At 43.8% G+C, this 24,347-nt stretch carries 26 protein-coding genes; 12 read left to right on the top strand and 14 right to left on the bottom strand.

Going from position 1 to position 24,347, the window contains the following annotated elements; all coding sequences use genetic code 11:
• The first annotated feature begins 140 nt into the window (after nucleotides 1–140).
• Genes vsple_RS06600 through vsple_RS06590 form a run of 3 tightly spaced genes read left to right on the top strand, consistent with a single transcriptional unit; the run spans nucleotide 141 to nucleotide 3,088 of the window.
• Nucleotides 141–1,241 (top strand): glycosyltransferase, encoded by a 1,101-nt coding sequence (locus vsple_RS06600; RefSeq protein WP_261883047.1) that lies wholly within the window; start codon nucleotides 141–143, stop codon nucleotides 1,239–1,241.
• Nucleotides 1,238–2,425, top strand: coding sequence for a glycosyltransferase family 2 protein (locus tag vsple_RS06595; protein ID WP_261883046.1), 1,188 nt, complete (start codon nucleotides 1,238–1,240; stop codon nucleotides 2,423–2,425). The genes vsple_RS06600 and vsple_RS06595 overlap by 4 nt, the downstream gene beginning before the upstream one ends.
• 9 nt (nucleotides 2,426–2,434) lie before the next feature.
• Nucleotides 2,435–3,088, top strand: a complete 654-nt coding sequence (locus vsple_RS06590) for a sugar transferase (protein WP_255230787.1) — start codon at nucleotides 2,435–2,437, stop codon at nucleotides 3,086–3,088.
• Here vsple_RS06590 and artM read toward each other — a convergent pair whose 3' ends face one another.
• The 4 genes from artM to artP form a co-directional block, all read right to left on the bottom strand.
• Entirely contained in the window at nucleotides 3,089–3,757 is a 669-nt protein-coding gene (gene artM / locus vsple_RS06585; protein ID WP_261883045.1) for an arginine ABC transporter permease ArtM, read from the bottom strand.
• Nucleotides 3,754–4,440: an arginine ABC transporter permease ArtQ gene (gene artQ, locus vsple_RS06580; RefSeq protein WP_255230789.1), complete on the bottom strand. Its 687-nt coding sequence runs from the start codon at nucleotides 4,438–4,440 to the stop codon at nucleotides 3,754–3,756. Before artQ ends, artM begins: the two co-directional genes overlap by 4 nt.
• Nucleotide 4,441: 1 nt before the next feature.
• On the bottom strand, nucleotides 4,442–5,173 hold the full coding sequence (locus tag vsple_RS06575; protein ID WP_255230790.1) for a lysine/arginine/ornithine ABC transporter substrate-binding protein: 732 nt from the start codon (nucleotides 5,171–5,173) through the stop codon (nucleotides 4,442–4,444).
• 103 nt (nucleotides 5,174–5,276) lie between these two features.
• Nucleotides 5,277–6,005, bottom strand: a complete 729-nt coding sequence (artP, locus tag vsple_RS06570; RefSeq protein ID WP_150872530.1) for an arginine ABC transporter ATP-binding protein ArtP — start codon at nucleotides 6,003–6,005, stop codon at nucleotides 5,277–5,279.
• Nucleotides 6,006–6,466: 461 nt separating this feature from the next.
• Here artP and vsple_RS06565 point away from each other — a divergent pair, with 461 nt between their 5' ends.
• Both vsple_RS06565 and vsple_RS06560 read left to right on the top strand, forming a co-directional pair.
• On the top strand, nucleotides 6,467–8,272 hold the full coding sequence (locus tag vsple_RS06565) for an ABC transporter ATP-binding protein/permease (protein WP_261883044.1): 1,806 nt from the start codon (nucleotides 6,467–6,469) through the stop codon (nucleotides 8,270–8,272).
• Between the two features lie 149 nt (nucleotides 8,273–8,421).
• Complete coding sequence (locus tag vsple_RS06560) at nucleotides 8,422–8,892, top strand: acyl-CoA thioesterase (protein ID WP_255230793.1); 471 nt, start codon at nucleotides 8,422–8,424, stop codon at nucleotides 8,890–8,892.
• Nucleotides 8,893–8,954: 62 nt separating this feature from the next.
• Here the strand turns inward: vsple_RS06560 and vsple_RS06555 are convergent, their stop codons facing one another.
• The 4 genes from vsple_RS06555 to hisD form a co-directional block, all read right to left on the bottom strand.
• Nucleotides 8,955–9,680, bottom strand: coding sequence for an alpha/beta fold hydrolase (locus tag vsple_RS06555; protein WP_261883043.1), 726 nt, complete (start codon nucleotides 9,678–9,680; stop codon nucleotides 8,955–8,957).
• 2 nt (nucleotides 9,681–9,682) lie between these two features.
• A complete protein-coding gene (locus vsple_RS06550) occupies nucleotides 9,683–10,687 on the bottom strand; it encodes a cupin domain-containing protein (RefSeq protein WP_261883042.1) in 1,005 nt (334 codons plus the stop codon).
• A 65-nt stretch (nucleotides 10,688–10,752) separates the two neighbouring features.
• A complete protein-coding gene (locus vsple_RS06545) occupies nucleotides 10,753–11,487 on the bottom strand; it encodes an SDR family NAD(P)-dependent oxidoreductase (protein WP_261883041.1) in 735 nt (244 codons plus the stop codon).
• A gap of 1 nt (nucleotide 11,488) precedes the next feature.
• Nucleotides 11,489–12,781 (bottom strand): histidinol dehydrogenase, encoded by a 1,293-nt coding sequence (hisD, locus tag vsple_RS06540; protein ID WP_255230797.1) that lies wholly within the window; start codon nucleotides 12,779–12,781, stop codon nucleotides 11,489–11,491.
• 319 nt (nucleotides 12,782–13,100) lie between these two features.
• Between hisD and vsple_RS06535 the strand changes: the two genes are divergently transcribed.
• The 5 genes from vsple_RS06535 (at nucleotide 13,101) to vsple_RS06515 (ending at nucleotide 19,381) form a co-directional block, all read left to right on the top strand.
• Entirely contained in the window at nucleotides 13,101–13,850 is a 750-nt protein-coding gene (locus vsple_RS06535) for an HpcH/HpaI aldolase family protein (RefSeq protein ID WP_255230798.1), read from the top strand.
• A 140-nt stretch (nucleotides 13,851–13,990) separates the two neighbouring features.
• Nucleotides 13,991–14,953 carry a LacI family DNA-binding transcriptional regulator gene (locus tag vsple_RS06530; RefSeq protein ID WP_261883040.1) on the top strand — a complete coding sequence of 321 codons (963 nt, stop codon included), beginning with the start codon at nucleotides 13,991–13,993 and terminating at the stop codon, nucleotides 14,951–14,953.
• A gap of 714 nt (nucleotides 14,954–15,667) precedes the next feature.
• Complete coding sequence (locus vsple_RS06525; protein ID WP_261883039.1) at nucleotides 15,668–16,642, top strand: nuclear transport factor 2 family protein; 975 nt, start codon at nucleotides 15,668–15,670, stop codon at nucleotides 16,640–16,642.
• A gap of 17 nt (nucleotides 16,643–16,659) precedes the next feature.
• Nucleotides 16,660–17,655 carry a nuclear transport factor 2 family protein gene (locus vsple_RS06520; RefSeq protein ID WP_261883038.1) on the top strand — a complete coding sequence of 332 codons (996 nt, stop codon included), beginning with the start codon at nucleotides 16,660–16,662 and terminating at the stop codon, nucleotides 17,653–17,655.
• Nucleotides 17,648–19,381 (top strand): sodium:solute symporter family transporter, encoded by a 1,734-nt coding sequence (locus tag vsple_RS06515; RefSeq protein WP_261883037.1) that lies wholly within the window; start codon nucleotides 17,648–17,650, stop codon nucleotides 19,379–19,381. Before vsple_RS06520 ends, vsple_RS06515 begins: the two co-directional genes overlap by 8 nt.
• Before the next feature lie 129 nt (nucleotides 19,382–19,510).
• Here the strand turns inward: vsple_RS06515 and vsple_RS06510 are convergent, their stop codons facing one another.
• The 6 genes from vsple_RS06510 to vsple_RS06485 form a co-directional block, all read right to left on the bottom strand.
• On the bottom strand, nucleotides 19,511–19,960 hold the full coding sequence (locus vsple_RS06510) for a GyrI-like domain-containing protein (RefSeq protein WP_261883036.1): 450 nt from the start codon (nucleotides 19,958–19,960) through the stop codon (nucleotides 19,511–19,513).
• A gap of 38 nt (nucleotides 19,961–19,998) precedes the next feature.
• Nucleotides 19,999–20,232, bottom strand: coding sequence for a hypothetical protein (locus tag vsple_RS06505; protein ID WP_255230806.1), 234 nt, complete (start codon nucleotides 20,230–20,232; stop codon nucleotides 19,999–20,001).
• 103 nt (nucleotides 20,233–20,335) lie between these two features.
• Nucleotides 20,336–20,584 carry a Rho-binding antiterminator gene (locus vsple_RS06500; RefSeq protein WP_032548944.1) on the bottom strand — a complete coding sequence of 83 codons (249 nt, stop codon included), beginning with the start codon at nucleotides 20,582–20,584 and terminating at the stop codon, nucleotides 20,336–20,338.
• Between the two features lie 70 nt (nucleotides 20,585–20,654).
• A complete protein-coding gene (catB, locus tag vsple_RS06495) occupies nucleotides 20,655–21,284 on the bottom strand; it encodes a type B chloramphenicol O-acetyltransferase (protein WP_261883035.1) in 630 nt (209 codons plus the stop codon).
• Between the two features lie 42 nt (nucleotides 21,285–21,326).
• The gene (locus vsple_RS06490) at nucleotides 21,327–21,488 is read right to left on the bottom strand and encodes a hypothetical protein (protein ID WP_032548941.1); all 162 of its coding nucleotides are present in this window, start codon (nucleotides 21,486–21,488) and stop codon (nucleotides 21,327–21,329) included.
• A gap of 166 nt (nucleotides 21,489–21,654) precedes the next feature.
• Complete coding sequence (locus vsple_RS06485) at nucleotides 21,655–22,041, bottom strand: SpoIIAA family protein (RefSeq protein WP_261883034.1); 387 nt, start codon at nucleotides 22,039–22,041, stop codon at nucleotides 21,655–21,657.
• Between the two features lie 324 nt (nucleotides 22,042–22,365).
• Between vsple_RS06485 and vsple_RS06480 the strand changes: the two genes are divergently transcribed.
• The gene (locus tag vsple_RS06480; RefSeq protein WP_261883033.1) at nucleotides 22,366–22,788 is read left to right on the top strand and encodes a universal stress protein; all 423 of its coding nucleotides are present in this window, start codon (nucleotides 22,366–22,368) and stop codon (nucleotides 22,786–22,788) included.
• A 199-nt stretch (nucleotides 22,789–22,987) separates the two neighbouring features.
• Nucleotides 22,988–24,340, top strand: a complete 1,353-nt coding sequence (locus vsple_RS06475; protein WP_261883032.1) for a DASH family cryptochrome — start codon at nucleotides 22,988–22,990, stop codon at nucleotides 24,338–24,340.
• Nucleotides 24,341–24,347: the final 7 nt, after the last annotated feature.

The raw sequence follows: 24,347 nt of genomic DNA, 5'->3' as shown, positions 1-24,347 counted from the left end.
GTACCTGTATTTATTTAACAATTTTATTGGCACGCGACCTGCTATGTATATAACGGTAGAAAATGAAAAGCTGAGAATAGTAAGAAATATCACATCCCTTACTTACCCACTTACTAACAATAATGAAAGCGGAGTACCACATGAAAGTACAAGGAAAGAAAATAATTCATGTCGTTCAGCACCTCGCTCCTGGTGGGCTGGAAACATTAACACTTGATCTGCTTCGCCTTGCAGACCCAAAAGATCAAGTTCTGATCGTCAGTTTAGAAGGCCAATGTGATTCTTCAATCAACAATTGGCCAAAGCTCGAACAGTACCGCTCACAAATTGTGTTTCTAGATAAACAGCCAGGTGTGCAATTCAACGTTCTGCTTTCTCTGATTAAGGCATTTAGCAACATCAAACCCGATGTCGTTCACACCCACCATATCGGGCCTCTTCTTTACGCGGGCTATGCTGCTCGCCTTTGTAGTGTTCCTTATCGAATCCATACAGAGCACGATGCTTGGCATCTTAAAAATGCCAAGAGAAGACGTTTACAAGCAATCGCTCTTCAATTTGCGAAACCTATGCTAGTCGCAGATGCAGCGAAAGTTTATAACCAGCTGTGCTCAGCATTTTCCTACAAAAACATCACAACAATACGCAACGGAATTGATTGCGAAAAATTCCGCCCCACTTCAAAAATAGCTTCGCGTCGTCTATTTAACCTCAGCGCCAATGACTTCATCGTTGGTTGCGCAGGGCGATTAGAAGAGGTGAAAGGACAAGACCAACTCATTCAAGCTCTCCCTCTGATTCCAAAACGTATTAAAGTCGCTATCGCAGGTGACGGCTCACAAAGAGAAGCCCTTGAACAGTTAGCTAAAAAACTGAATGTTGCAGACCGCGTGATGTTCCTCGGTTTGGTCGAAGACATGGTCTCATTCTACAACTCATTAGATGTATTTTGTCTTCCATCACGCTCAGAGGGCTTGCCACTCTCTTCCCTAGAAGCTCAAGCTTGTAACATTCCGACAGTTGCGATGGATGTAGGCGCGGTAAAAGAGACACTTTGCCCTGTGACCGGGCACTTAGTAAAACCGGACAACGTTCCTCATTTGGCTTATTCGTTATTCAAGACATCACAAAACCACATTTTAGAAAACTTTTCGAATCCACGTCGTTATGTACTTGAGAACTTCAACATCAGCGACATGGTTGAGTCCTATAACAAGCTGTCAGAGGAGCGTTACGTATGATCGATATGGTACTTGCTACCCTTTGCCTACTGGCTGGAACGCTCATCGTATATCACCATGCAGGCTATCCAATTCTGCTTCGTTGGTATGCGAAGCGTCACCCTAAGCAACCTGTACATGAAAACCAAAGAGCTTACAAAGTAGAAGCACAGGACTGTACGCTGCCAACCGTGACTATCTTGGTTCCAGCTTATAACGAGGAAGCTTGGATTGCGGACAAGATTCGTAACCTCGCATCTCTCGACTACCCAAAGGACAAACTGAAAGTCGTGATTGCCTGCGATGGTTGTACAGACAAAACCGTTGTGAAGGCGCAGATGGCAATTCAAGAAGCGATCTGCAGTGACATCTATTTCGAGATTCATGATCACCAAGTCAACCGAGGCAAAGTAGCGACCGTTAATCAAGAAATCGCGAATATAGACTCGGATATTACGGCCCTGAGTGATGTGTCGGCATTAATTTCATTAGATGCGTTATTGATCGCGGGAGAACATTTTAAGAAGCCAGAAGTAGGTGTGGTCAACGCGACTTATCAACTTTGCCCAACAGGTAATCAGGGTGAAGATGTTTATTGGAAATACCAAACAGCCGTTAAAGAGTGTGAAGCATCATTCGGCTCAAGTTTAGGTTCACACGGTGCCTTCTATCTATTTAGAACAACCCTGTTCACACCACTGCCTAGCAACACAATTAACGACGATTTCATTCTACCAATGCAAATCGTCAAACAGGGTTACACTGCTGAGTACGAAACACGCATGGTGGCTCTGGAACTAGAAGAGACAAATACCAAAGCTGATTTCAAAAGAAGGTTACGAATCTCGGCGGGGAACATGCAGCAAGCCATTGAGCTGTTTAGTTTATTCAGCCCAAAATTCAAAGGGATAGCATTTGCTTTCTTCTCCGGTAAAGGGTTAAGACTACTCACCCCGTACCTAATGATTGTTAGCTTAGTGTGCTCATTCTTCCTACGTGATTACTTTCTATTTAACTTTTTATTCTGCGCACAAATCGCCGTTTATACGCTTGGCATCGTTGGGTATTTATTACCAAAGAAACTGAGCATCAAACCTCTTTCGTTAATTTCTTATCTTGTGGTGGGACACTACGCCAACTTTGTAGGCGGCATCCGTTACCTAATTGGATTAGAGAATACCCCTTGGACACGAGTCAATCGTTAAGGATCAACTATGTTTACTCAAGACCATAAACACATGCTTTACCAAAACAAGATTTCTCGCGCTAAACGTAGCTTCGACTTCTTTGCGTCCATGTTCGCGATTATTTTGTTCTCTCCGGTTTTCCCAATCATTGCTCTTGCGATTGTGATGACGTCTAAAGGGCCCGTCTTTTATCGCCAATTGCGTGTAGGAAAATCGACACCCGAAAAGATGGAGATTTTTGAAATTCTTAAGTTCCGCAGTATGTACGAAGATGCTGAACAACGATCTGGTGCCGTTTGGGCAACCAAGAACGACCCTCGTATTACCCCTGTTGGTCGTTTTTTGAGAAAGACTCGCCTTGATGAACTGCCACAGCTTTTTAATGTCATTAAAGGCGATATGTCGTTGATAGGCCCTCGTCCAGAGCGTCCTACTTTCTACAACAAACTTGAAACTGAGATTCCGTACTTTGCAGACCGTACCTATGGTGTGATGCCAGGTATTACTGGCTTAGCTCAAGTTAACCAAGGTTATGACACTTGTATTGAAGACGTAAGACGCAAAGTCGGTTTCGATCACAGCTACGCACTCAGCTTATGCTCAATGAAATCATGGATCATTGCCGACCTTTCCATTATCAGTAAAACCATCATCGTGATGGTGGACGGTCGTGGCCGCTAGTTAAGCGGCTTCGAATGCGAGGGCCTTCTTTTCTACTTGGCGGAATATCAGAGTTAGTAGTCCATTTACGCCTAAGTAGAATGCGCCTGCGATGCCGAACACAGTGAGTGTGTCGTAGGTTTGGCCGTTGATACGCTGTGCGTAGCCCATTAAGTCCATGATGGTGATGGTACTCGCGAGTGAGGTACCTTTAAATACCAAAATCACTTCGTTTGAGTAAGCTGGAACCGCACGGCGTAGTGCGTAAGGAAGTAACACTTTAAGCGTTGCCACTTTGTCCATACCTAACGCTCGACAAGCTTCCCATTGCCCCGCTGGAATCGCATTGAATGCGCCCTTAAATAGCAGTGTGCTGTATGCTGCAGTGTTCAAGGCTAGAGCCAACATTGCACAGAACCATGGCTGACTGAGCCAAGTCCACATAAAGCTTTCACGAATCCAATCAAACTGACCTGGGCCGTAATACACCAAGAAAATCTGCACTAAAAGAGGCGTACCAGTAAATAAGGTAATGATGCCACGAGTTAGCCAATGGATAGCTGAAAGCCTTAACACCAAAGTCACGGTCATCAAAAGCGATAAGATGCAGCCGACAAGTAGCGATGCGCCTGTCAGTTGAATGCTGATCACTAGGCCTTCAAGCATTTGGGAGAAGTACTGTTCATTCATGCCATCGCTCCTTTAGCGCCTAAGCCTTGGATTGAGTATTTCGCGTCAATCACTTTTACTGCTCTTTGCGTCACCAAGGTGATCACTAGGTAAATCGCTGCTGCGGTTGCGTACCATGTGAATGCTTCATGTGTTGCCGCTGAAGTTAGCTGTGCTTGTTTTAATAGATCAGTCACACCAATTAACGATACCAAAGCCGTATCTTTCAGAAGAACTAGCCACTGGTTGGTTAAACCCGGCAGTGCGTGTCTTACCGCTTGTGGGAGAACAATCTTGAAGAAAGCGTGCGATTGAGGAATGCCCAGTGCGCTTGCTGCTTCTCTTTGCCCTTTGCTCACTGCTTTTAATGCGCCACGCAAAGTCTGCGAAGCGTACGATGCAAAAATAAGTGACAGTGCAACAACACCAGATAAAAACGGGCTCACCTCAATGAAATCGCCAGTGATCATAAACAGTACTTGAGTCGAGCCAAAGTAGATAAACAACACCACTAGGATCTCTGGCAAACCACGAACCATGGTTACAAACGCCGTGGTTGGCCATTTAATTGCGATACGTCGAGACATCTCTCCACTGGCAAACAGTACTGCTAAAACTAATCCGACTAATAGGCTGACAAATGCAAGCTGAATGGTCATCCAGCTTGCTTCGACGAGCCCTAGAGAGTAACCCGTTAATTCCATATTACTTACCGAAGTACTTGTTGAAGATCACGTCGTATTCACCGTTCGCTTTCACAGCTGCTAGCGCTACGTTTAGTTGGTCAACGAGCTCTTGGTTGCTCTTGTTTACTGCGATACCAAAGCCATTACCGAAGTACTCTTGGTTCGTAACTTGATCACCCACGTATGTTAGGTTGTCTTGCTTTTTAAACCATTCAGCCACAACTGCTGTGTCACCAAATACTGAATCGATACGGCCGTTTTTCATGTCGATGAATGCATCTTGGTAGCTTGAGTAAGGTACTGCAGTTACGCCAGTCATCTGCTCTAGTAGGTAGCTTTGGTGTGTTGAACCGTTTTGAACGCCAACACGCTTGCCTTCTAGTGCTGCTTGATCAGCAACTTTACCTTCAATAGAAATGAACGCAGCAGAGTTATCGTAATAAGCGTTAGAGAAGTTCACCTGCTTTAGACGAGCATCAGTAATATCCATCGCCGAAATTGCTGCGTCGTAACGCTTGAATTTAAGTGCAGGGATTAAGCTATCGAACGCTTGGTTGTGGAAAGTACACTTCGCTTTCATCTCTTCACACAATGCGTTTGCTAGGTCAACATCGAAACCTTGGATTTGGTTGTTTTCATCCATGAACTCGAATGGTGCGTAAGTCGCTTCCATTGCGAATTTAATCTCTTGTTGCGCTGCCGCGTTGAAAGAAGCAAGACCGATAAGTGAAGCTAGTAGAATCTTTTTCATGTTGTTACTCCGAATATGTGTAGTTGCAGCCTGCGGCCATTCTTATAATTGGATTGTTTTAATCTATGTTATGTTTTAGCTAAATCTGATCCTGTAGGTAGATCTAGTGAGTGAGATATTCAGCAAACTCAGGCGTCTGCGGATTAATAAACGCATCGCTCGTGCCGTGCTCTACGATGTAACCTTTTTCTAGGTAGAGAACATGACTAGCAATCTTTTTCGCGAAATCGACTTCATGAGTGACAACCACTTGCGTGATGCCGGTTCCGCTTAACTCTTTAATAATACTGACAACTTGGTTGGTGATTTCAGGATCGAGTGCTGCGGTTGGTTCATCAAACAGCAACACATCTGGCTTCATCATCAAAGCACGCGCAATCGCGACACGTTGTTGTTGACCACCTGAAAGTTTTAACGGCCATGCGTCGGCTTTGTCCGCTAGTTGCAGTGTTTCTAGTACTTTCTTCGCTTGAGCAATCGCCTCTTGCTTGTCCATTCCTGCAACTTTGACTGGCGCTTCAATCAGGTTTTCAATCACCGTCATGTGTGGCCAAAGGTTGTATTGTTGGAAAACCATGCCTACTTTACGACGAAGTTGCAGACCCTGTTTCTCTGGGATTGAGCTTGAAAAATCAAACGACTCACTAGCAATCTCTAGTTGGCCGTCGTCTGCAATTTCCAATAGGTTTAGGACGCGAAGCAATGAGCTTTTACCCGCACCACTTGGGCCAAGTAAAACCAATGTTTCACCGCTTTCGCAATTGAACGAAATATCGTGAAGAACCTGGGTGTCGCCATACGATTTATTGATGCTCTTTACTTGAATACTCATGCCAAAATACTGCATTAATTGTCATTTAGTGGTTATTCTATTCATTGGCAATTTTTATGCAAGAAAAATGTATAAAAATTTATGTTGTTGAATTTTTGTAACAAATATTGCACAGAATGCAGGCTATCTATCTGGTCTTACAAGTTTTAGATCTATCTCATTGAATTAAAAGTAAGGTGCTCAAATTAGCAAACGTTTGAACGCAGTTCTATAAAACAAGGCTTCGATAATGACATTCTCTTTACGTTAAGAAAAATAGAGATATTCGATGAATAAGTATTGTAGGAATCAACTCGAAAAGAGTTATGAGTAATCACTTAATCAGGTGCGAGATGGTTTAAAATAAACGCGGTGAGTCATATAGTTAGAGATGTAGTAATCTTCAAGACCAGCTCGTATCGCATATTACAATCAGCGATAACGTGCTCTAATGGGTTATCAATCTATACTAAGGTAGTCTCATGTCCGACTCTGCTTCTACACTTGAAGATCAAACCACACCGCCACCGGAACAAACAAAAAAGAGCCTAAAGATCTTACTAGAGCTCTTCCAGTTCATTAAGCCATACCGAGGCAAAGTGGCTATTGCACTGATAGCTCTGATTTTTACTGCAAGTCTCACACTAACGGTCGGTCACGGCGTACGCATTCTTATCGACCAAGGTTTTACCCAACGATCAACCGATGAGTTGGGAAATGCGATTCAATTTATGTTGGTGATCATTGGTTTGATCTCCATCGGGACTTTCTTCCGTTTCTATCTGGTGTCATCGGTTGGCGAGCGTGTCAGTGCCGATATACGCTTAGCAGTATTCAAGCATGTGGTCTCGCTGCATCCGAGCTATTTTGAAACCAACGGCAGTGGTGACATTATGTCGCGTATCACCACTGACACTACCCTGCTACAAAGCATTATTGGTTCGTCATTCTCAATGGCGATGCGCAGCGCGTTGATGTGTATTGGCGCTGTGATCATGCTGTTTGCGACCAATATCAAACTCACTCTAATCGTATTGGCCTCCGTTCCCTTTGTTCTGGTACCGATTCTGGTTTATGGCCGACGTGTAAGAGCTCTTTCACGTAAGAGTCAAGATTCAATGGCCGACGTCGGCTCTTACGCTGGTGAGGCAATTGAGCACATCAAAACCGTTCAGAGCTATAGTCACGAGCAACAAGAGATCGCTTCATTTGGTAAGGAAGTAGAGAAAGCGTACGAAATTGGTCGTCAACGCGTTAAACAGCGTGCGATTCTAATCTCTGGCGTGATTCTGATTGTATTCAGCGCTATCTCAGGAATGCTTTGGGTTGGTGGGAGTGATGTGATTAATGGCACTATGTCGGCAGGTGATTTGGGCGCATTTGTGTTTTACGCAATCATGGTTGCTTCATCGCTTGGCACCATCTCTGAAGTCATGGGTGAACTTCAACGTGCTGCTGGTGCGACTGAAAGGCTGATTGAAATCTTGCATGTTGAGAGTCATATTATTGCGCCAGTTAGTCATCCTCAAACGACCGAGGGATTAGCGGCAGAAATCGCTTTCAATGATGTGACCTTTAGCTACCCTTCACGCCCAGATGATCCTGCAACAACGGCGCTCACTATGACAGCAGAAGAAGGGAAAGTATTGGCTCTGGTTGGGCCGTCTGGTGCCGGTAAAACAACCTTGTTCGAACTACTGCAACGTTTTTACGACCCACAAGTTGGCAGCGTTACACTTGGCGGCGTCCCGCTTCACCAATTTGACCCGAAGGAACTACGCTCGCAAATGGCGTTAGTACCACAACAACCCGCATTATTTAGCCACGATGTGTTTCATAATATTCGCTACGGTAATCCAAGTGCGACCGATGAAGAAGTCATTGTAGCGGCGAAGAAAGCCCATGCTCACGACTTTATTATGTCGCTACCTGAAGGCTACAACAGCTTCTTGGGTGAGCGAGGTGTTCGCTTATCGGGAGGACAACGTCAACGTATCGCGATTGCTCGTGCGATCTTAAAAGATCCAAACATCCTATTACTGGACGAAGCGACCAGCGCACTCGATAGTGAAAGTGAACACCATGTTCAGCAAGCCCTTGAAGAGCTTATGAAAGGCCGAACGACATTGATCATCGCTCACCGACTTTCTACCATCAAACACGCCGACCAAATTGCCGTGCTTGACCAAGGTAAGCTGATAGATCTCGGAAATCACGAGTCGCTGATGAAAAGCTGCAACCTTTACCAAAGATTGGTGGAGTTGCAGTTTAAACACGTTCGTGGATAGGTAAGCCGGTTGATGAGTCTTTACTCATTGGTCACAAGTCACAGCTCGCCATTTTCAATGTTGCAGCGATGTTAAAATGGCGATAGTGTTTTTATTCCAATAACTCATGATTTCTCAAAGATCATTCTAACCACAATAAGAGAGTCTGCATGGAAGCACTATTATCTGAATACCCTGTAATCACAGAAATCCCCGTGGCTTGGGGAGAGATGGACGCACTCAATCACGTAAACAATGCCGTCTACTTCCGTTATTTTGAAACCGCTCGCCTAGACTTTTTCAAGCATGTTGAGCTTATGGAAGAGATGGCAGTCACTAAGGTTGGTCCAGTGCTCGGTGATACTTACTGCAAGTACTTCCGCCCAGTCACCTACCCTGACACACTGCTAGTAGGTTCAAAAGTAACAGAGGTTCAAGACGACCGCTTTACCATGGAGTATGCCATCGTCAGTAAGGCTCAACAGAAAGTCACCACTATTGGTACAGCCACTATCGTGATGTTTGACTTTGCATCCAACCAAAAAGCGCTACTGTCTGTCCGATTACTAAACGAAATTCAAAACATGAGCACGCTAAAAACCCCGTGCTTTAAGCAAGAAACCGTCGCTGAACAACAGTAGATCCACTTTATAGAATTAAGAAAGGCCACTCGATTGAGTGGCCTTCATTTTTTAACTGAGGTTCATTTAACCAATATGGCTTGATGAACGTCTAACCAATGGTTAATGTGCGCAGCAACACGCTGAGGCTGCTCCATTGTTGAAAGGTGTCCACAGTCAGGAATGACGTGTAGCGACACGTTCTCGATATGCCTTGCCATCAGTAGATGATTATCAATTGGACACAATAGATCGTCTCTACCAGTAATCACCAATGTTGGAATTTTAATATCCGCTAGCAGTGGTCTAGAGTCTGGTCGTGTTGCTAAGGCATGTGCATGTGCTTCGAATCGACTAACACCGACATTAATCGCCATTTGTGAGATTTGCGCTGTAAGTTGCTGGTTGTGCGATTGCTTGGGATGGATTAACACTGGCATCAATACATTAGGAGTGATTGACTCAAACTCCCCAGCTTTTGCCTTATCGACCAATGCATAGCGCTTTTCCGACACTTCAGGCTTTTCGTCAGCAGAGTTGGTATCCATAAGGATTAACCCTTTTACCCTTGTTGGTGCTTGACGTAAAACTTCAAATGCCAAGATGCCACCCATTGATAAGCCGCCCAGAATAAAGGTGTCTGGGGCATCCTTTAATACTTTACTCGCCAATGCTTGCATGGATGTTTCTGCAGCTAAGTCACTCGTAAAAGGAGCCACCCAATTGGGCAGCTCACTATTGACCTCATGAAACAAGGCTTCATCACATAACAGACCAGGCAACCATAATAGTGGTACTTCTGGTTTCATTATTAGTCGCCCTGTAAGGTTTGTGGCTGATCAGAACCAAGAACTACATAGGTAAAGCTGTTACCACGTAGGTTTTCAAGGCTATAAGATGCCCCTACTGGCACACTGAACACATCACCCGTTGTTAACACCAACTGAGCCTGCTCGCCATCTTGAACTAGGTTAAGTAACGTATCCCCTTCAAAATTAATCAGCACCTGTTTTTCGCAACGCTGATGAACCGGAATACTTGCCCCTTCAGTCAACTCATACGCCATAATACTTACGTCATCGACGCTCTTCACTTGGAAGTCGTACTCTGCTTCGGGGTGACCAGTCAGTGCGTATTGTTTCACGTTCGGGTTAGAAAAATCCCCTTTAATCTCGCGATAATCTTTTTTCAGCGCTACAAAAGGCATCATCTGTTCTGCTGTGTAAGTATCGAATTGAGACAACTCTTGCTCGGTTAGCAATGGCATCAATTCAGATTCATTTGGCACAGCATCACCATCAATGGTATCGACTAGCGTGCCGTCTGCTTTTAGGTATAACCCGTGGCCTTGGCTATCCTTAATCACCTTAGGATGCCAAACCACACCACCACCGGAATTATCTCCACCTAACACGGAGTACATAAAGCCATAGTCTCTACCTACCACCTCGAATCCTCGGAATAGATTAGTAGGAATCGAGATCACATCACCGTGTGACAGTACTGCTTCATGCTCTCCTTCATTGCCCCAATAGAAGCGGAATTGACCTTTAAATACAACAAACAGTTCTGCAGTGTGGTGTGAGTGGAGAGAGTTCTTAATACCTGGCGGTTGGCCCGCAGCACCAATATTGAAACCGGCTGTTTCACGAATATGAACGTGCTGGCGGCTACTTTCGGCAACACCCGCACCGATAATGCAGAAGTTATCTTTTAAGTCACTGCCAGGCGTTCGTGCATCAATGAATGCACTGGTACCTGGGATCAGTTCCATATAGCGAACTAAGTTACTATTAATTTTATTTTGTAGGGTCATTATTCGTTCCTTTCGCCAACTGTTGGGGCGAGTTTATAGCTCAGCCACCAGTCAGGTTGTTAGTTTTAATTACTTAAAGGTCTACCACCATCTACTGCGATGGTATTGCCCGTTGAGAATGTAAGCAGCTCTGCAGCCGCGAACACCGCATTTGCGACCTCTTCGTCATTAGCGAGTCGTTTAAGCGGAGTCGATTGTTCCTGCGTATCACGCCACTCATCATCCAGCCCTTTGACAAATTCGGTATCAACAAGACCCGGAGCAACCGCAAGAACTCGAATGTCTGGAGACAAAGCTCTTGCTAACGAGCGCGTCATGTTCTCAACCGCAGATTTACTCGCGCAGTAAGCGACGTTACTTCCCATCGCAGTTTGTGCCGCTATCGATGTGATGTTGACGACACAGCCTTTCGCGTTTCTAAGTGCTGGTTCGAACGCTCTAACCATCGCAAAGGGGGCTCGAACATTGACGCGGAAAATCTTGTCGATCAGGTCATCACTTAAGGCGTTCAAATCATGGTGAGGGACAAACTTTGTCATACCCGCACAGTTCACCAACAGATCCAACGATTGCGAACTTTCGCTAACTTGTTCCGCCAATGCGCTGATCGCGACACTGTCTTCAACATTAAGCTGATACATTGCATGACCGTTGCCTTCAAGACTGTTCAAAACCTGCTCTGCTGCACTCTGGTTGCTATTAAAAGTAAATACAATGCGGTAACCAGACTTGGCCAGTTTGTGACATATGGCGGCTCCAATGCCGCCACTGCCGCCTGTAACTAAGGCGAGTTTTGTCATGTTACGCCTCTACTGATTTGTCTTTATAGCGACGTACACGGATGTCAGCTTGCTCTTTGTGGCCAGCGAACCCTTCTAATGCACATAGACGAGAGCAGTATTCACCCACTTTCAAAGAGGCCGCTTCTGTTACTCGTTGGTAAGTACAAGTCTTGATGAATTTACCTACCCACAGGCCACCGGTGTAACGCGCCGCTTTGTTTGTTGGAAGTGTATGGTTGGTACCGATACATTTGTCGCCGTAAGAGACATTGGTCTCACGACCTAAGAACAGTGCACCATAGTTGGTCATGTTATCTAGGAAGTACTTAGGATCTTTGGTCATAACTTGCACGTGTTCCGAAGCGATCTCATCTGCCACTTCAACCATCTCTTCGTAGCTATCGCACACAATCACCTGACCGTAATTTTCCCATGCTTTACCCGCCACCTCAGCTGTAGGAAGAATAGTCAACTGACGTTCAATCTCTTTTACTGTCTCTTCAGCGAACGATTCGCTGTTCGTGAGTAGTACCGCTGGAGAGTTATAACCATGCTCAGCTTGGCCAAGTAGATCCGCAGCAGCGAGTTCAGGGTCACAACCCTCTTCGTCCGCAATGACTAAGGTTTCTGTTGGACCAGCAAACAAATCGATACCAACACGACCAAACAGTTGACGTTTTGCCTCTGCCACAAATGCGTTACCTGGACCAACTATCATGTCAACAGGTGCAATCGACTCCGTACCTAGAGCCATCGCACCAACCGCTTGAACGCCACCGAAACAGTAGATTTCATCTGCCCCTGCCATCGCCATCGCAGCAACAATCGCAACGTTTGGTTGACCATTGAAAGGTGGAGCACATGCAATAACACGTTTTACGCCTGCCACTTTAGCCGTAAGGACACTCATGTGTGCAGAAGCGACCAACGGGTACTTACCACCTGGGATGTAACAACCCACACTGTTCACTGGTACGTTTTTGTGCCCCAGTACAACGCCCGGCATGGTCTCAACTTCTACATCGTGCATCGAGTCACGTTGGATCTGTGCAAAGTTGCGTACTTGCGTTTGAGCAAACTCAATGTCGTGTTTAGTCGACTCATCTAGAGCATCAACACATGCCTGAATTTGTTCTTCTGTTAAACGAAACTGCTCTGGAGACCAGTTATCAAATTTTTCTGAAAGCTCACGAACTGCACTGTCACCTTTCTTTTCAATATCAGAAAGGATGTTTTCAACGGTTTGACGTACTTGCGCGTTGTTTGATGCTGATGCTTCTTCAGTGATTCCGTGTTTTAGAATGCGAGCCATGCGTAGTTCTCCTTGTCGCTATGCCTAGTGTTTGCTTATTGGTCAATTAACTCAGAATTATTAGTTTATGTATGATTTTGGATACGAATGCAAAACAAACATAAACATTTTATTAACACTTGGCAAATCATATTTCAACGACCTAAATTTTCACTTAAACTTCTGTTTTTATTGAAAATGCACACAATTATAAGGTAAAAAACCAAATATAAGGAATGAAAAACAATCCATTTATGTTGCATTCGTCACACTGTTTTTACTCTTTTTTACATGAACACATGTTAAGTTTTGCATACCTTTGCAAAAAAGAGTAAACGTAATGAATAACTTTAAGAACACACTTAACAATACAGAACTACTAGGCACTTTTGTTAAAACGCCTCACCCACATATCATTGAAGTGCTTGCGCTCGCGGATCTTTCTTTCATTGTGCTAGACGCGGAACACGCCCCTTTCGATAGGACATCATTAGACAGCTGTATTCTTGCAGCTCGCGCCAATCAACTCCCATGCGTAGTGCGAGTTCAAGACAGCCAACCATCAACCATTTTGAATGCGTTAGACTGCGGAGCAACAGGAATCCAGATCCCACACGTATGCAGCGCTGAACAAGCGGAGAAGCTAGTAAAAATGTCCCATTATGGTGAAGGTGGCCGAGGCTACGCAGGTTCAAGTCGCGCAGCAAAATACGCCACTAAACCTATGGCAAATCACTTAAAAGACAGCAAGAACAATACCGTTGTGATTGCTCAAATCGAGGACCCCGAAGGTGTTATCAACGCAGAGTCGATTGCTGAGGTAGAAGGGATTGATGCCCTATTCATTGGCCAAGTCGACCTAGCTGTGTCTTACGGTGCTGAAAGTGTAAATGACGAATGCGTACGTGAAGCGAGCATAAAAATAATCAAAGCAGCTCAACAGGTTGGCAAACCTGTGGGAATGTTTGTCGCCAATGCTGAATTAGCTCGCGAATGGGGTGAGTTAGGCGTTAACTTCTTCTGTGTAGGATCTGAGCACAAAATGATCATTGACGGCTTTCGAAATGAGCATGCCGTCATGAAATCATAAATTTTCTTTGTTATTTGAAAAGTTATACGTATTGTAATTATCAAACCACGCTCATTTCGTCTTGCCTCACACTTGGAAAGACTGCGAATTAAGGAGATTTCACCATAAAAGCCAAAGTTACCTCTATTGATGTCGCCAAAATGCTCGGCGTTTCTCAATCAACCGTTTCTCGAGCATTTAGCCCGACTGCCAGTATCAGTGAAAAGAAACGAAAAATGGTTATGGACGCCGCCGCTAAGCTTGGGTATACGCCAAACGCAATTGCGAGAAGCTTGATTTCAAACCGCTCGGGGCTGGTCGCTATTGCTTTGGATAGTGAATCTAACCCAATGTACGATTTGCAATCCCGTGCTCTTGCTATAGAAATTCAAAAACGTGGCGGACAGGTTGTTCTTTGCCCGATTGATAAAGATGACTTGGATCTCGCGATTTCAAGGGCGATAGAGTACCAGGTAGATGGATTAATCATCGCGACCAGTCGTCTGACTTCGCGAGCCTTTGCCCAGTGTGAAAAGTTTGGGGTTCACTTAAGCTTAATCAACCGTTACACAGAAGGCATTAATGCTAACAGCGCCGGTCTTGATAACCAAAGAGCAGGCACACAAGCAGCCGAATACCTACTTGAGAAAGGCTATAAGCAATTGGCCTATGTCAGTGGTGATTCCGGTTCAATGACCAGTGATAAACGTTGGCTTGGTTTTTCCGAAACCGTGAAAGCGCATGAAGCTGTCCCTCCTATCTTCATCAATGCAAAATACAGTTTTGAAGCAGGTTTAGAGGCCGCTAAAGCGTTACTGGAACACACATCAAGACCCGACGCTGTTTTCTGTGCCAATGACATCTTAGCGATGGGCGTGATTGACGGCTTGAGACAGCTTGGATGCAGTATTCCACAAGACTTCGCAGTTATGGGCGTTGATGATATCCCAATGGCGTCATGGCCAAGCTACGATCTAACAACGATTGCCCAGCCAGTTGACAAAATCGTGCAAAGCGCGGTCGAAGATCTAATGCAACGTATCAACGAAAATGTCGATGCAAAAGGCGAATATCTTCTCCAATCAGGCACTATCGTTGAGCGTGGCAGTACGAAAACAAATTAATTAGCGACTTTGAAATTAATAGTCGTCAAATTGATACTCCTCCAACATCTATCCAATAGATTTAGACTATAAGCCCTAATTTCATATTGGGGCTTTTTTCTGTGATGAAGCTTGGGTAGCCGACAACAAATACACTATAGAGTAGCCTTGATGATCATTACATTCATTCCAGCCATATCACTCTATCTTCCAAAGTTGCTGTCTTAGATGCTGTCCTAAAAGAAGCCACTAGATATTCGTTTCTAGTGGCTTTTTGGCTTAACCTCAAGCGCACTCGTTTTGCATTCGAATCCACAAGAGAAAAACAAAATCAAACAAGCGGTTAACAATTAAATTTCAGTTGTATTAACCAACCATCCGAAGTTTGAGTATTTACTCTTCTTTCCTTACTTCTACGAATCTTCACAGATTATCGGCTCATTTAATTCTATAACTATCATTGAGATTAAAAATACTTTAAATACAGATAGTTGATAATGATTATATTCGTATATTCGCCTAGCCCTACTCTATACAGAAATGCAATCAATGGTTCATTCTCACCCATTTACGACTAACCAAGCATATTATTAAAATTGTTAAAAAACAGATCTAAACCACAATAAACGAACACACCCAAAACAACTCGTTGACACATTGGTAACAAACAGCAATATTGGATACGTAACCAAAACAGTTCAAAAACTATTTTTTTAATGCATCAGGAGGTGATTAATGGCTATGGTTGGCTTTGATTCTAAATGGCAAGATTTTCCAGATTACATATTAGGTATCACTAAAGAAATTTGGGAAGATCGAGGCCTGAGTACCCTACATAATTATTATTCACCTGACATCATAGTCCGCACACCACTCGCAATCACAACCGGTAACGAAAAAGTCATTAGCGCGACAATGGGAACATTGGCTGAGTTCCCAAACCGCACCTTATTGGGTGAAGACGTTATCTGGTCAGGAACTCCTGAGCAAGGCCTGCTTTCATCACATCGAATCATTTCAACGGCAACTCACACTAACGATGGTGTATTTGGTAGAGCCACGAATAAGACACTTAAGTTTCGAATCATTGCAGACTGCCATGCCATCAACAATCAAATCAATGACGAGTGGATGATCCGTGATATCGCTGCCATTTCAAACCAACTTGGTATGACGTCTGAAGAGTACGCTCGACAACAAATTGAAGCAGAAGGTGGTGTCGAAAAATGCTCATACCCGTTCACTCCTCAAGTGGATATCCAAGGCCCTTACCTCGGTGTGGGTAACGACAATGAATACGGTCAACGCTATGAGGACATACTGCGACGTTTAATGAGTGCTGAATTCTCAGTGATACCGAAAGAGTATGACCGAGCATGTATCGGTGAGTACACAGGCGGGAAAACTGCACTCTCTCATAATGAAATAGACCAATTTTGGATGTCACTGCGATCTTCATTTCCAAACGCTGAGTTTAAAATTCATCATCGTATTGGTCGCAATGACGAAATGATGTCACCTCGTGCAGCTATCCGCTGGTCGTTGCAAGGCAAACATGAAGGCTACGGTATGTTTGGAAAGCCAACAGGAAAAGACGTTTACATCATGGGAATCAGCCATGCAGAGTTTGGACCTTGGGGTTTACGCAGAGAGTTTACTCTACTTGATGAAAGTGCTGTTTGGAAACAGATTCTAATCCAAGTCGGCTAAGTATATAAGGAAGTATTATGATGAACAGCTTGATAGAGAATTTCTACAAAACCTATTTTAACGCTCAATCCACAGAGCGGAATCAAGTAGCTCAAGAGATGCTAAATGCTGATGTTAAATGGTGTGTCGCACATCCGATTAACGATGTCTTCGGTGTCGATGCAACTGAGCAAGCATTTCTATTACCGCTAATAAACTCGTTACCTGACATTGAACGACGTCCATCGATCATCATGCAAGGTGAATACCAAGGCCGAACTTGGGTAAATTCTACAGGTTATTTTGTTGGTACATTTGCACGACCACTGTTTGGAATTCCAGCAACAGGTAAAACACTCTACTTGCGCTATACAGAGATGGTTTGCATACAAGATGGGCAAATTACGGAATCCTACTTAATACCTGATTTTATTGATGCCATGAACCAAGTTGGCGTGAATCCACTGCGAAAAAGCCTAGGTCATATGGGGTTAGTCCCTGCCCCAGCGACTCAAGACGGAATACAGGCAGGTAACATCGATATCGAAGCGAGTGAAAAGAGCCAAAAGCTAGTCCTAGACATGTTAGATTGCTTGGGTCGATTTGACGGAAAGCACCTTGATTCAATGGATTTAGAAAATTATTGGCACAGTGATTTTATGTGGTATGGACCTGCGGGGATCGGTACGACACGTGGAATTCAAGGATTCCGAGAGCACCACCAAGGGCCATTTGTATTCGCTTTCCCTGATAGAAGTGTTGATATTAAGCTCAATATTTTATCCAAAAATGACTACGTATCCACAGGTGGTTGGCCACACATGCACGGTACACATACTGGCAGCAGTGGTTGGCTAGGACTGGCAGCAACCGGCAAGCACATTGAACTTCGCGTTATGGATATTTGGCGGCGAGAAGGCGAATTACTCAAGGAAAACTGGGTCGCTATCGATATAGCACACATATTAAAACAGCTTGGCTACGATCTGTTTGTGCAAATGGAAGAACAATTAAAAGGACGTGAGTATGTATGAGTTTGGCGCTTTAAACTGGACAATTCTTGGTACTTACATCGTCCTAACGTTAATTATGGGTGCCGTTGTTGGTAGACGTGTCACCTCCGCTAACCAATTTGCGTTGGGCGACAAAAATATTCCTTGGTGGGCCATTGGTATTTCTGTTGTCTGTACCTATGTCAGTGCTATGTCTTTTCTAGGAGGGCCGGCTTGGTCATATAAAGAAGGCTTGTCGGTAATCGCAATCCATCTTAACTACCCTCTCGTGATATTTTTTATCGTCGCAGTGTTTATGCCGTTTTTTTACAACAACGGCCTCACTTCAATTTACGAATATCAAGAGCGACGCTTTGGTAAAGCTTCACGTATCACTCTGTCTCTGATTTTCTTAATTAAACAGGCGATAAGCTCAGCGGCGGTCTTGTATGCGACCTCACTAATTCTTGAATTCATTACAGGTATTGACGTTACTTACTGCATCATCATTGTTACGGTTATCGCACTGATTTATACCGTAATGGGGGGAATTGCCGCCGTTATTTGGACAGATGTTATTCAAGCGATCATTTTGTTTGTTGGGGCATTCATCATCATTGAAGCTGTCTGGAACGGTATGCCTCAGCCCATGACAGAGGTAATGCAAGATCTTAAATCACAAGGAATGACCAATGCGTTGCAAACTAATTTAGATTTAAGCCAAGTCACCACTGTGTGGGCTGGTGTTATCGCGATGACGATGTTCCATACTACTGTATATGGCGGTAACCAAATGATGGTTCAGCGTTGTATGGCGGCGAAAAGTATGGGGGATGCAAAAAAAGCGATGCTAATGATGGGTTATGTTGCTTTCTTCATCTACTTCGTTTTCATTCTGTTAGGGGTTTTATTCAACGCTTATTACGATGGCAAAGAGTTTGAGAATGGCAATACTATTATCCTTCACTATGCCAGTGAATACGGTATGCCAGGGCTAATGGGGATCATCGCGGCGGCTATTCTAGCAGCGAGTATGTCCAGCCTGGATTCCGCATTTAACTCTATGGCTACCGTATCGGTTACTGACTTCTATAAACGCTTCTACAAGAAAAATGAGTCAGAGGAACACTACCTCAAAGCATCACGTTTCTTCACGGTTATGTGGGCATTATGTATCATCATTCCAGCCTTCATGTTTGCAACCAGCAGTGGTTCAGTTTTAGAAATATTAAGTAAAGCAGGTTCCTATTTTGTCGGCGCTAATTTCTGTATGTTCGTGCTTGGTTTCTACTCTAAACATATTACTGAGAAGGGACTATTACTTGGTGTCGCTGCAAGCTTCTTAGCGATTTGGTATGTAGCTGTTGCAACAGATATTGCTTGGCCTTGGTACTGCGTAATCGGTGTTTTGGTTAATACGATTGTCGCATACGCTGCAAGCTTGTGGCTAACCGGCAAACAGACAAAGATGCACCTCTACACAATCAAAGGTCAGCAAGCAGAATATGCGCGTTTGAACAAACCGATCAAAGAAGATGGTTGGTATGTTGTTCCAGGCAAAATTGATGCACCTTGTTGGGGGCTGTTGGTCATGTTTGTATTCTCGCTCGTACTACTGTGGGGAATTAACGAGTTTATTGACAATGCGCCAATGCTGATTAACTTTATCCGAATTTGCTCTGTTATTGTTGCTACAAGCATAATCGGATATATGATTTACTCATTCAAACGCTCTAAGCCATCAAGAAAAATAGAACAAATCAGTTAAAATTCAATTTGTTAACTTTTAAAAAGGCTCACTATCGCAGTGAGCCTTTTAGTCTCTGATAAACACCAGTTCTTGATTAACTAGGTTCTTCAAAAAAGCTACCTACTTACCAACTACTTAATGATTGAATCACTCAATCGCTATCGAAATTTCGACTCTGTCTTCACCGATGTATCGTTCAAAGTCAGTCGTGTAGCGACGAATATGTGGGCAATCTGCCTGAGTGAAATAGCCCCAAACCTCACCCCATAAATCGATAACCGCTTGAGGCATTTCTCCCTCAGCTTCAAAGGTGAGGTATTTACCCGCTTCAATTTGAACACGAGATGTTTGCTCTAAACCCGCTATCGCAGCCTCATCACTGCAAGCGAGCACATCGAATTCACCGGTATAGTCAGATTGATAGTTTGTATAAACACCAAACACTTGTGACTTCTCAGTCAAATGTGGGCCACCTTGCGTCGAAAACGTCTGCCACAGTCCAGCAATATTTGCAGTTTCTAAAGACATCTCATTTTCATTAGTGGTTCTCACTTTAAAACCCGATAACTCCACTGCGTCGATGATTTGAACTTTCATTGCGTTCCCTATTGATTCGCTTTTATGTAGATAGTTGATCATTCCTCAATGGTTTTGTTACCGCACTTCTCACAAATAACGTGCCTAGAAAACTCATCCATTGATGCGATGAAAGCTCCCAAGAACATGCTCTTCACAAATCCAGAAAGGAACTCTTTTTGGGTTTGATTAGGTGAACTTGCGTAAGGGCTCGGTTTTCTAACTAGCACCACCACATGTTGCGTACGAGCTTGGCATGATGGGCAATAACAGACTTCTTGACTCATTGGCATAGTAAACTCCTAGCAAAACATTGGGATCAACACAAAAGGCTCACCAGTTCGCTTCCTTGCCCAGTCACGTATTCGTCTATTGGTAACCTTGCTTGCTCATTAGCTATCCGTTAAACGTTACTTTTGTAAAGTGCGGGTTATCCACCAAAACTTCGAGGGTTCTGAGTTCATCCAGAACAATGAGTTGCAGCTCACCTTGATTGTCAACCTGTATGCACTCTCTTTTCTGCTCGTCTCTTTTCGTGTCCCTTGCAATACACTCAAGTTGAACACCAGACGCCAGAGTAATAGCTATCGGGTAGCGATACATACAGACAATTTCGATGTAATCATAATCGCTGCAACTCATCATAATATTTACCTTTCAAGATGTTGGATTCAAAGTTAAAGCCAGACGCCATACTAAGCAATCAGTGGAATATCTATTTTGTGATGCGTTTCCAGTATTGATACAAGCCTTGAATATCTGAAGAGCACAACCATTCCATAGCGTCTTTAAGCTGCTCTTCGCTCCAGTGCCACCATTGCATTTCAAGTAGCTTCGCTATCTCATCTGGCTTGAATCGAAATCGAATGTGTTTAGCTGGGTTCGATCCGACTACTGAGTATGGCGCAACATCTTTAGTGACTACCGCGCGGCTCGCAATGATCGCACCATCACCAATAGTCACTCCGCTCATGATCATCGCTTCACTGCCAATCCATACATCATTTCCAACCACAGTATCCCCTGCTCGTTCAAAGCCATCTTTGGCTCCAGAGAAATTGGGATTGTCTTGGTAAAAGAAAGGAAATGTACTGACCCAGTTACGTTGATGCCCTTGATTGCCCGCCATCATAAACACGGCACCAGAGCCAATCGAGCAGTAGCTGCCAATGATTAATTTATCGACATCGTCTCTGTCGGGTGCAAGATAACGGGCACAATCGTCGAAACTGTGGTTGTGGTAGTAACCAGAATAGTAGCTGTGTTCACCAACAATGATGTTCGGATTAGTCACTTGGTCTTTAAGAGACTTGCCCGCAAAGGGACTTTCAAAATAGTTATTCAACGGTAACTTCTACTCCTAGGAAGGATAAATTCAAATTCGGCGTTACGAGTCATCGCCACAACTGTCACAAGCTTGGTAGGTTCTGTCGCCTTCACTGATGACGATAAAAGAGGATACACACTGCTCACACAACACGCGTTTAGGATAGGCATCTTTTTGTTTCTTGGCGTTGATATCGCCTTCAGTCACGTAGATTTTTCTCATGGTAATTCTCGGCAAGATACAAATATTGCCCTTGATTGTTTCAATAAGGTTTCGTATCCAGTTACAGATTCGCACTTGAGCTCATGGTCAAATGCATGCGTTGCCTAAATTGTATGCCGAAAATCGAGACAACGCATTGAAAATCAAGATAGAAATAAAAGATTACTTAAGTTGCCGCTGTTACCCAGTTGATCGCATCGTCATATTCAGTGAACTGTTTGACTTCACCAGCGATAAACAAGCTACCAACTTTGGAAGCGAGCTCTTGCCAGCCCTTATCACCATATATTGCAACTTTGCTTAAATTAGTTCTTAGCTTGATACCCAGTTTTAAGTCGTCCCATGCGGCACGGATATCCCAGCCGTTTAGCTCTTTAATATCAGCAACCATTTTAATGTTTTCAGAACCGACGGTTTTCAGTGCCGACTCTAGTTTAGGGGTTAAGGCGAGATAATCTTGGTGGGTCAGATGTCCTGTTGCTTTGAACATCAGGACATATTCATGGTCGATTCGCTCTACTCCAACGGATATTCCATGGCGATCATTATTCATAATGCATTCCTCTCTCGTTAGTCTTCAAAATCTACCTAATAGCTTACGACATCAGTTGAATATTTATTGAGAGCCAATGACAAAAAACAGCAATCACTCGGTTTTTGTTCTCATATTTACAAGATATTTAAGCGCTTGTACAAAACGGTGTAATTCTTAATTCACTGATGTTCAGATAACGCTGAGTGAACTATCAATGTAATAGAAAGTTCTTCCCTTAGAACAAATAGATATGAGCATTTTGTTTAATATGAGATCCGTTCGAAGGAATTTTGTTGGCGAAATTCTATGCTATTTATAGACCCTAGATAAGAGAGGTGAGCTATGGAATACAAACATATACTCGTCGCAATTGAGCTATCACAAGACACAAACATATTGATTGATAGAGCGACATTTTTTGCCGACAAACTCGATGCCGATCTGTCTTTCGTTTATATCGATGGAACACATGGTGAAATATATCCTGAACTGGTGGATATCAAACAGCACACTGGCGAGCTTCCATTTAATACAGATGCCGTCAAACAGCTAAGAGATTTCGAAGCGTATTCAAAGCACAACATTAAGCACCTGTTTATGGGTACTGGTGACTTGACTGATAAGTTGAAAGAGACCGTTGCTGCTAACCAAGTCGACTTTTTGATTTGTGGTCACCACCATGATTTTTGGAGCAAAATCATCTCACACTCCAAACAGCTTATTGATAAGTCACCGGTCGATATCTTAGTCGTACCTATCGAATAGTTACCAATCGAAAAACGGCGCAACTTAAAAACTACCGAGTATAAGACCTCTGGTCTAGCCAAAGTCACGCTCGGTAGATATCCCTTCCTCTTTGATTTTTCTAGCTCTTTTAACGTGCTAACCTGATCGATCAGTCATACTAAACCGTAGTTACAGCTAGTTATCTATTCACGAGATTCCAATCAAGAGAACCACAGTGATGAAAAAAATTGGCCTTTACTATTTCACTAACGACCTGCGCTTTAATCACAACGAGCTTTTATCATTTGCATGTGACCAAGTTGATGAACTGATCGGTGTTGTTATGCCGATTCAGATCTCTCCTTTCGTTCAACACCACTCTGGTGAAGACCAAGTTAGTGGGCAGAGATTGTTGTTCTGGCAGCAATCAGTTGAGGATCTCGCAAAACAGTTCGAAGCCCAAAACCAAAGCTTGTTTACAATGCACTCTAGCGAAGCAAACGACTTAATTCAGTTGATAGAAACGTGCCAAGTGAGCCACATCTATTGCAATCAACATCCCGGCAGTGATGAATACGAACTTATACGAGAGGTACAGGATTCCCTACCCCATACAAAAGTTATCTCCACCAGCAATAGCACACTGCTGCACAACGCAAAGTTACCGTTCGAGTTAAACAAGCTTCCAACATCTTTTACCCGTTTTCGTAAATTGATTGAGGCAAACAACGAGCTGTTAAACATCACAGAGCATAGTCCGGCACCCGTGCTTCCTAAAATGCCAATTGTGCTGAGAGATAACCTAAACATCGCGCTTAATATTTTTGCCATAAACACCTCAGAAAATAATCAGATTTCGCGCGCATCAAGTCAAACCAGTGTGGCACTTTTTGAAGGTGGCGAAAATGCTGGGGTCGCGCACATCACAAACTATTTCCAGCATTCCTATGCTAGTCGCTATAAACAGACACGAAACGCGCTCGATGGTATGAGCCACTCAACCAAATTCTCGCCCTGGTTGGCTGTGGGTTGTTTATCGCCAAAGACGATTATCAGAATGCTAAGACAATACGAAGATCAGTATGGCGCCAACGAATCAACGTACTGGATTCAGTTTGAACTTTTATGGCGTGAATATTTCTATTGGCGTGCCAGAGCTACAGGAAATGCACTGTTTACCAACCCACAAAACAGCCACGCTTTAGGTACCAAGGCCCACGATGCAAGTACCAAGGACGAATCAGCTTTCAAGCGATGGAAAACGGGTAATACCGGCTACCCTATCGTCGATGCCTGTATGCGAGAGCTAAATGCCACTGGGTATATGTCTAACCGGGGTAGACAATTAGTGGCGAGTTGCCTTATCTACGAGTTAGGTTGCGATTGGCGTTGGGGAGCAGCGTATTTTGAAACTCAATTGGTCGATTACGATGTTGCGTCCAACTGGGGAAACTGGTCTTACATTGCGGGCATGAATGGGCAACAGACTCGTCACTTTGATCTTGAAAAGCAGACACAAATGTACGACCCGCAACACGAATTTATCCAACGTTGGGCGACCACTAACGAACTGCACCAGATTGCCAAATAGGAATAGA

It is taken from the genome of Vibrio pelagius, from assembly GCF_024347575.1.
Taxonomy (GTDB): domain Bacteria; phylum Pseudomonadota; class Gammaproteobacteria; order Enterobacterales; family Vibrionaceae; genus Vibrio; species Vibrio pelagius.
The sequence above is the reverse complement of the archived record's forward strand: the minus strand, read 5'-3'. Positions and strand labels throughout refer to the sequence as shown.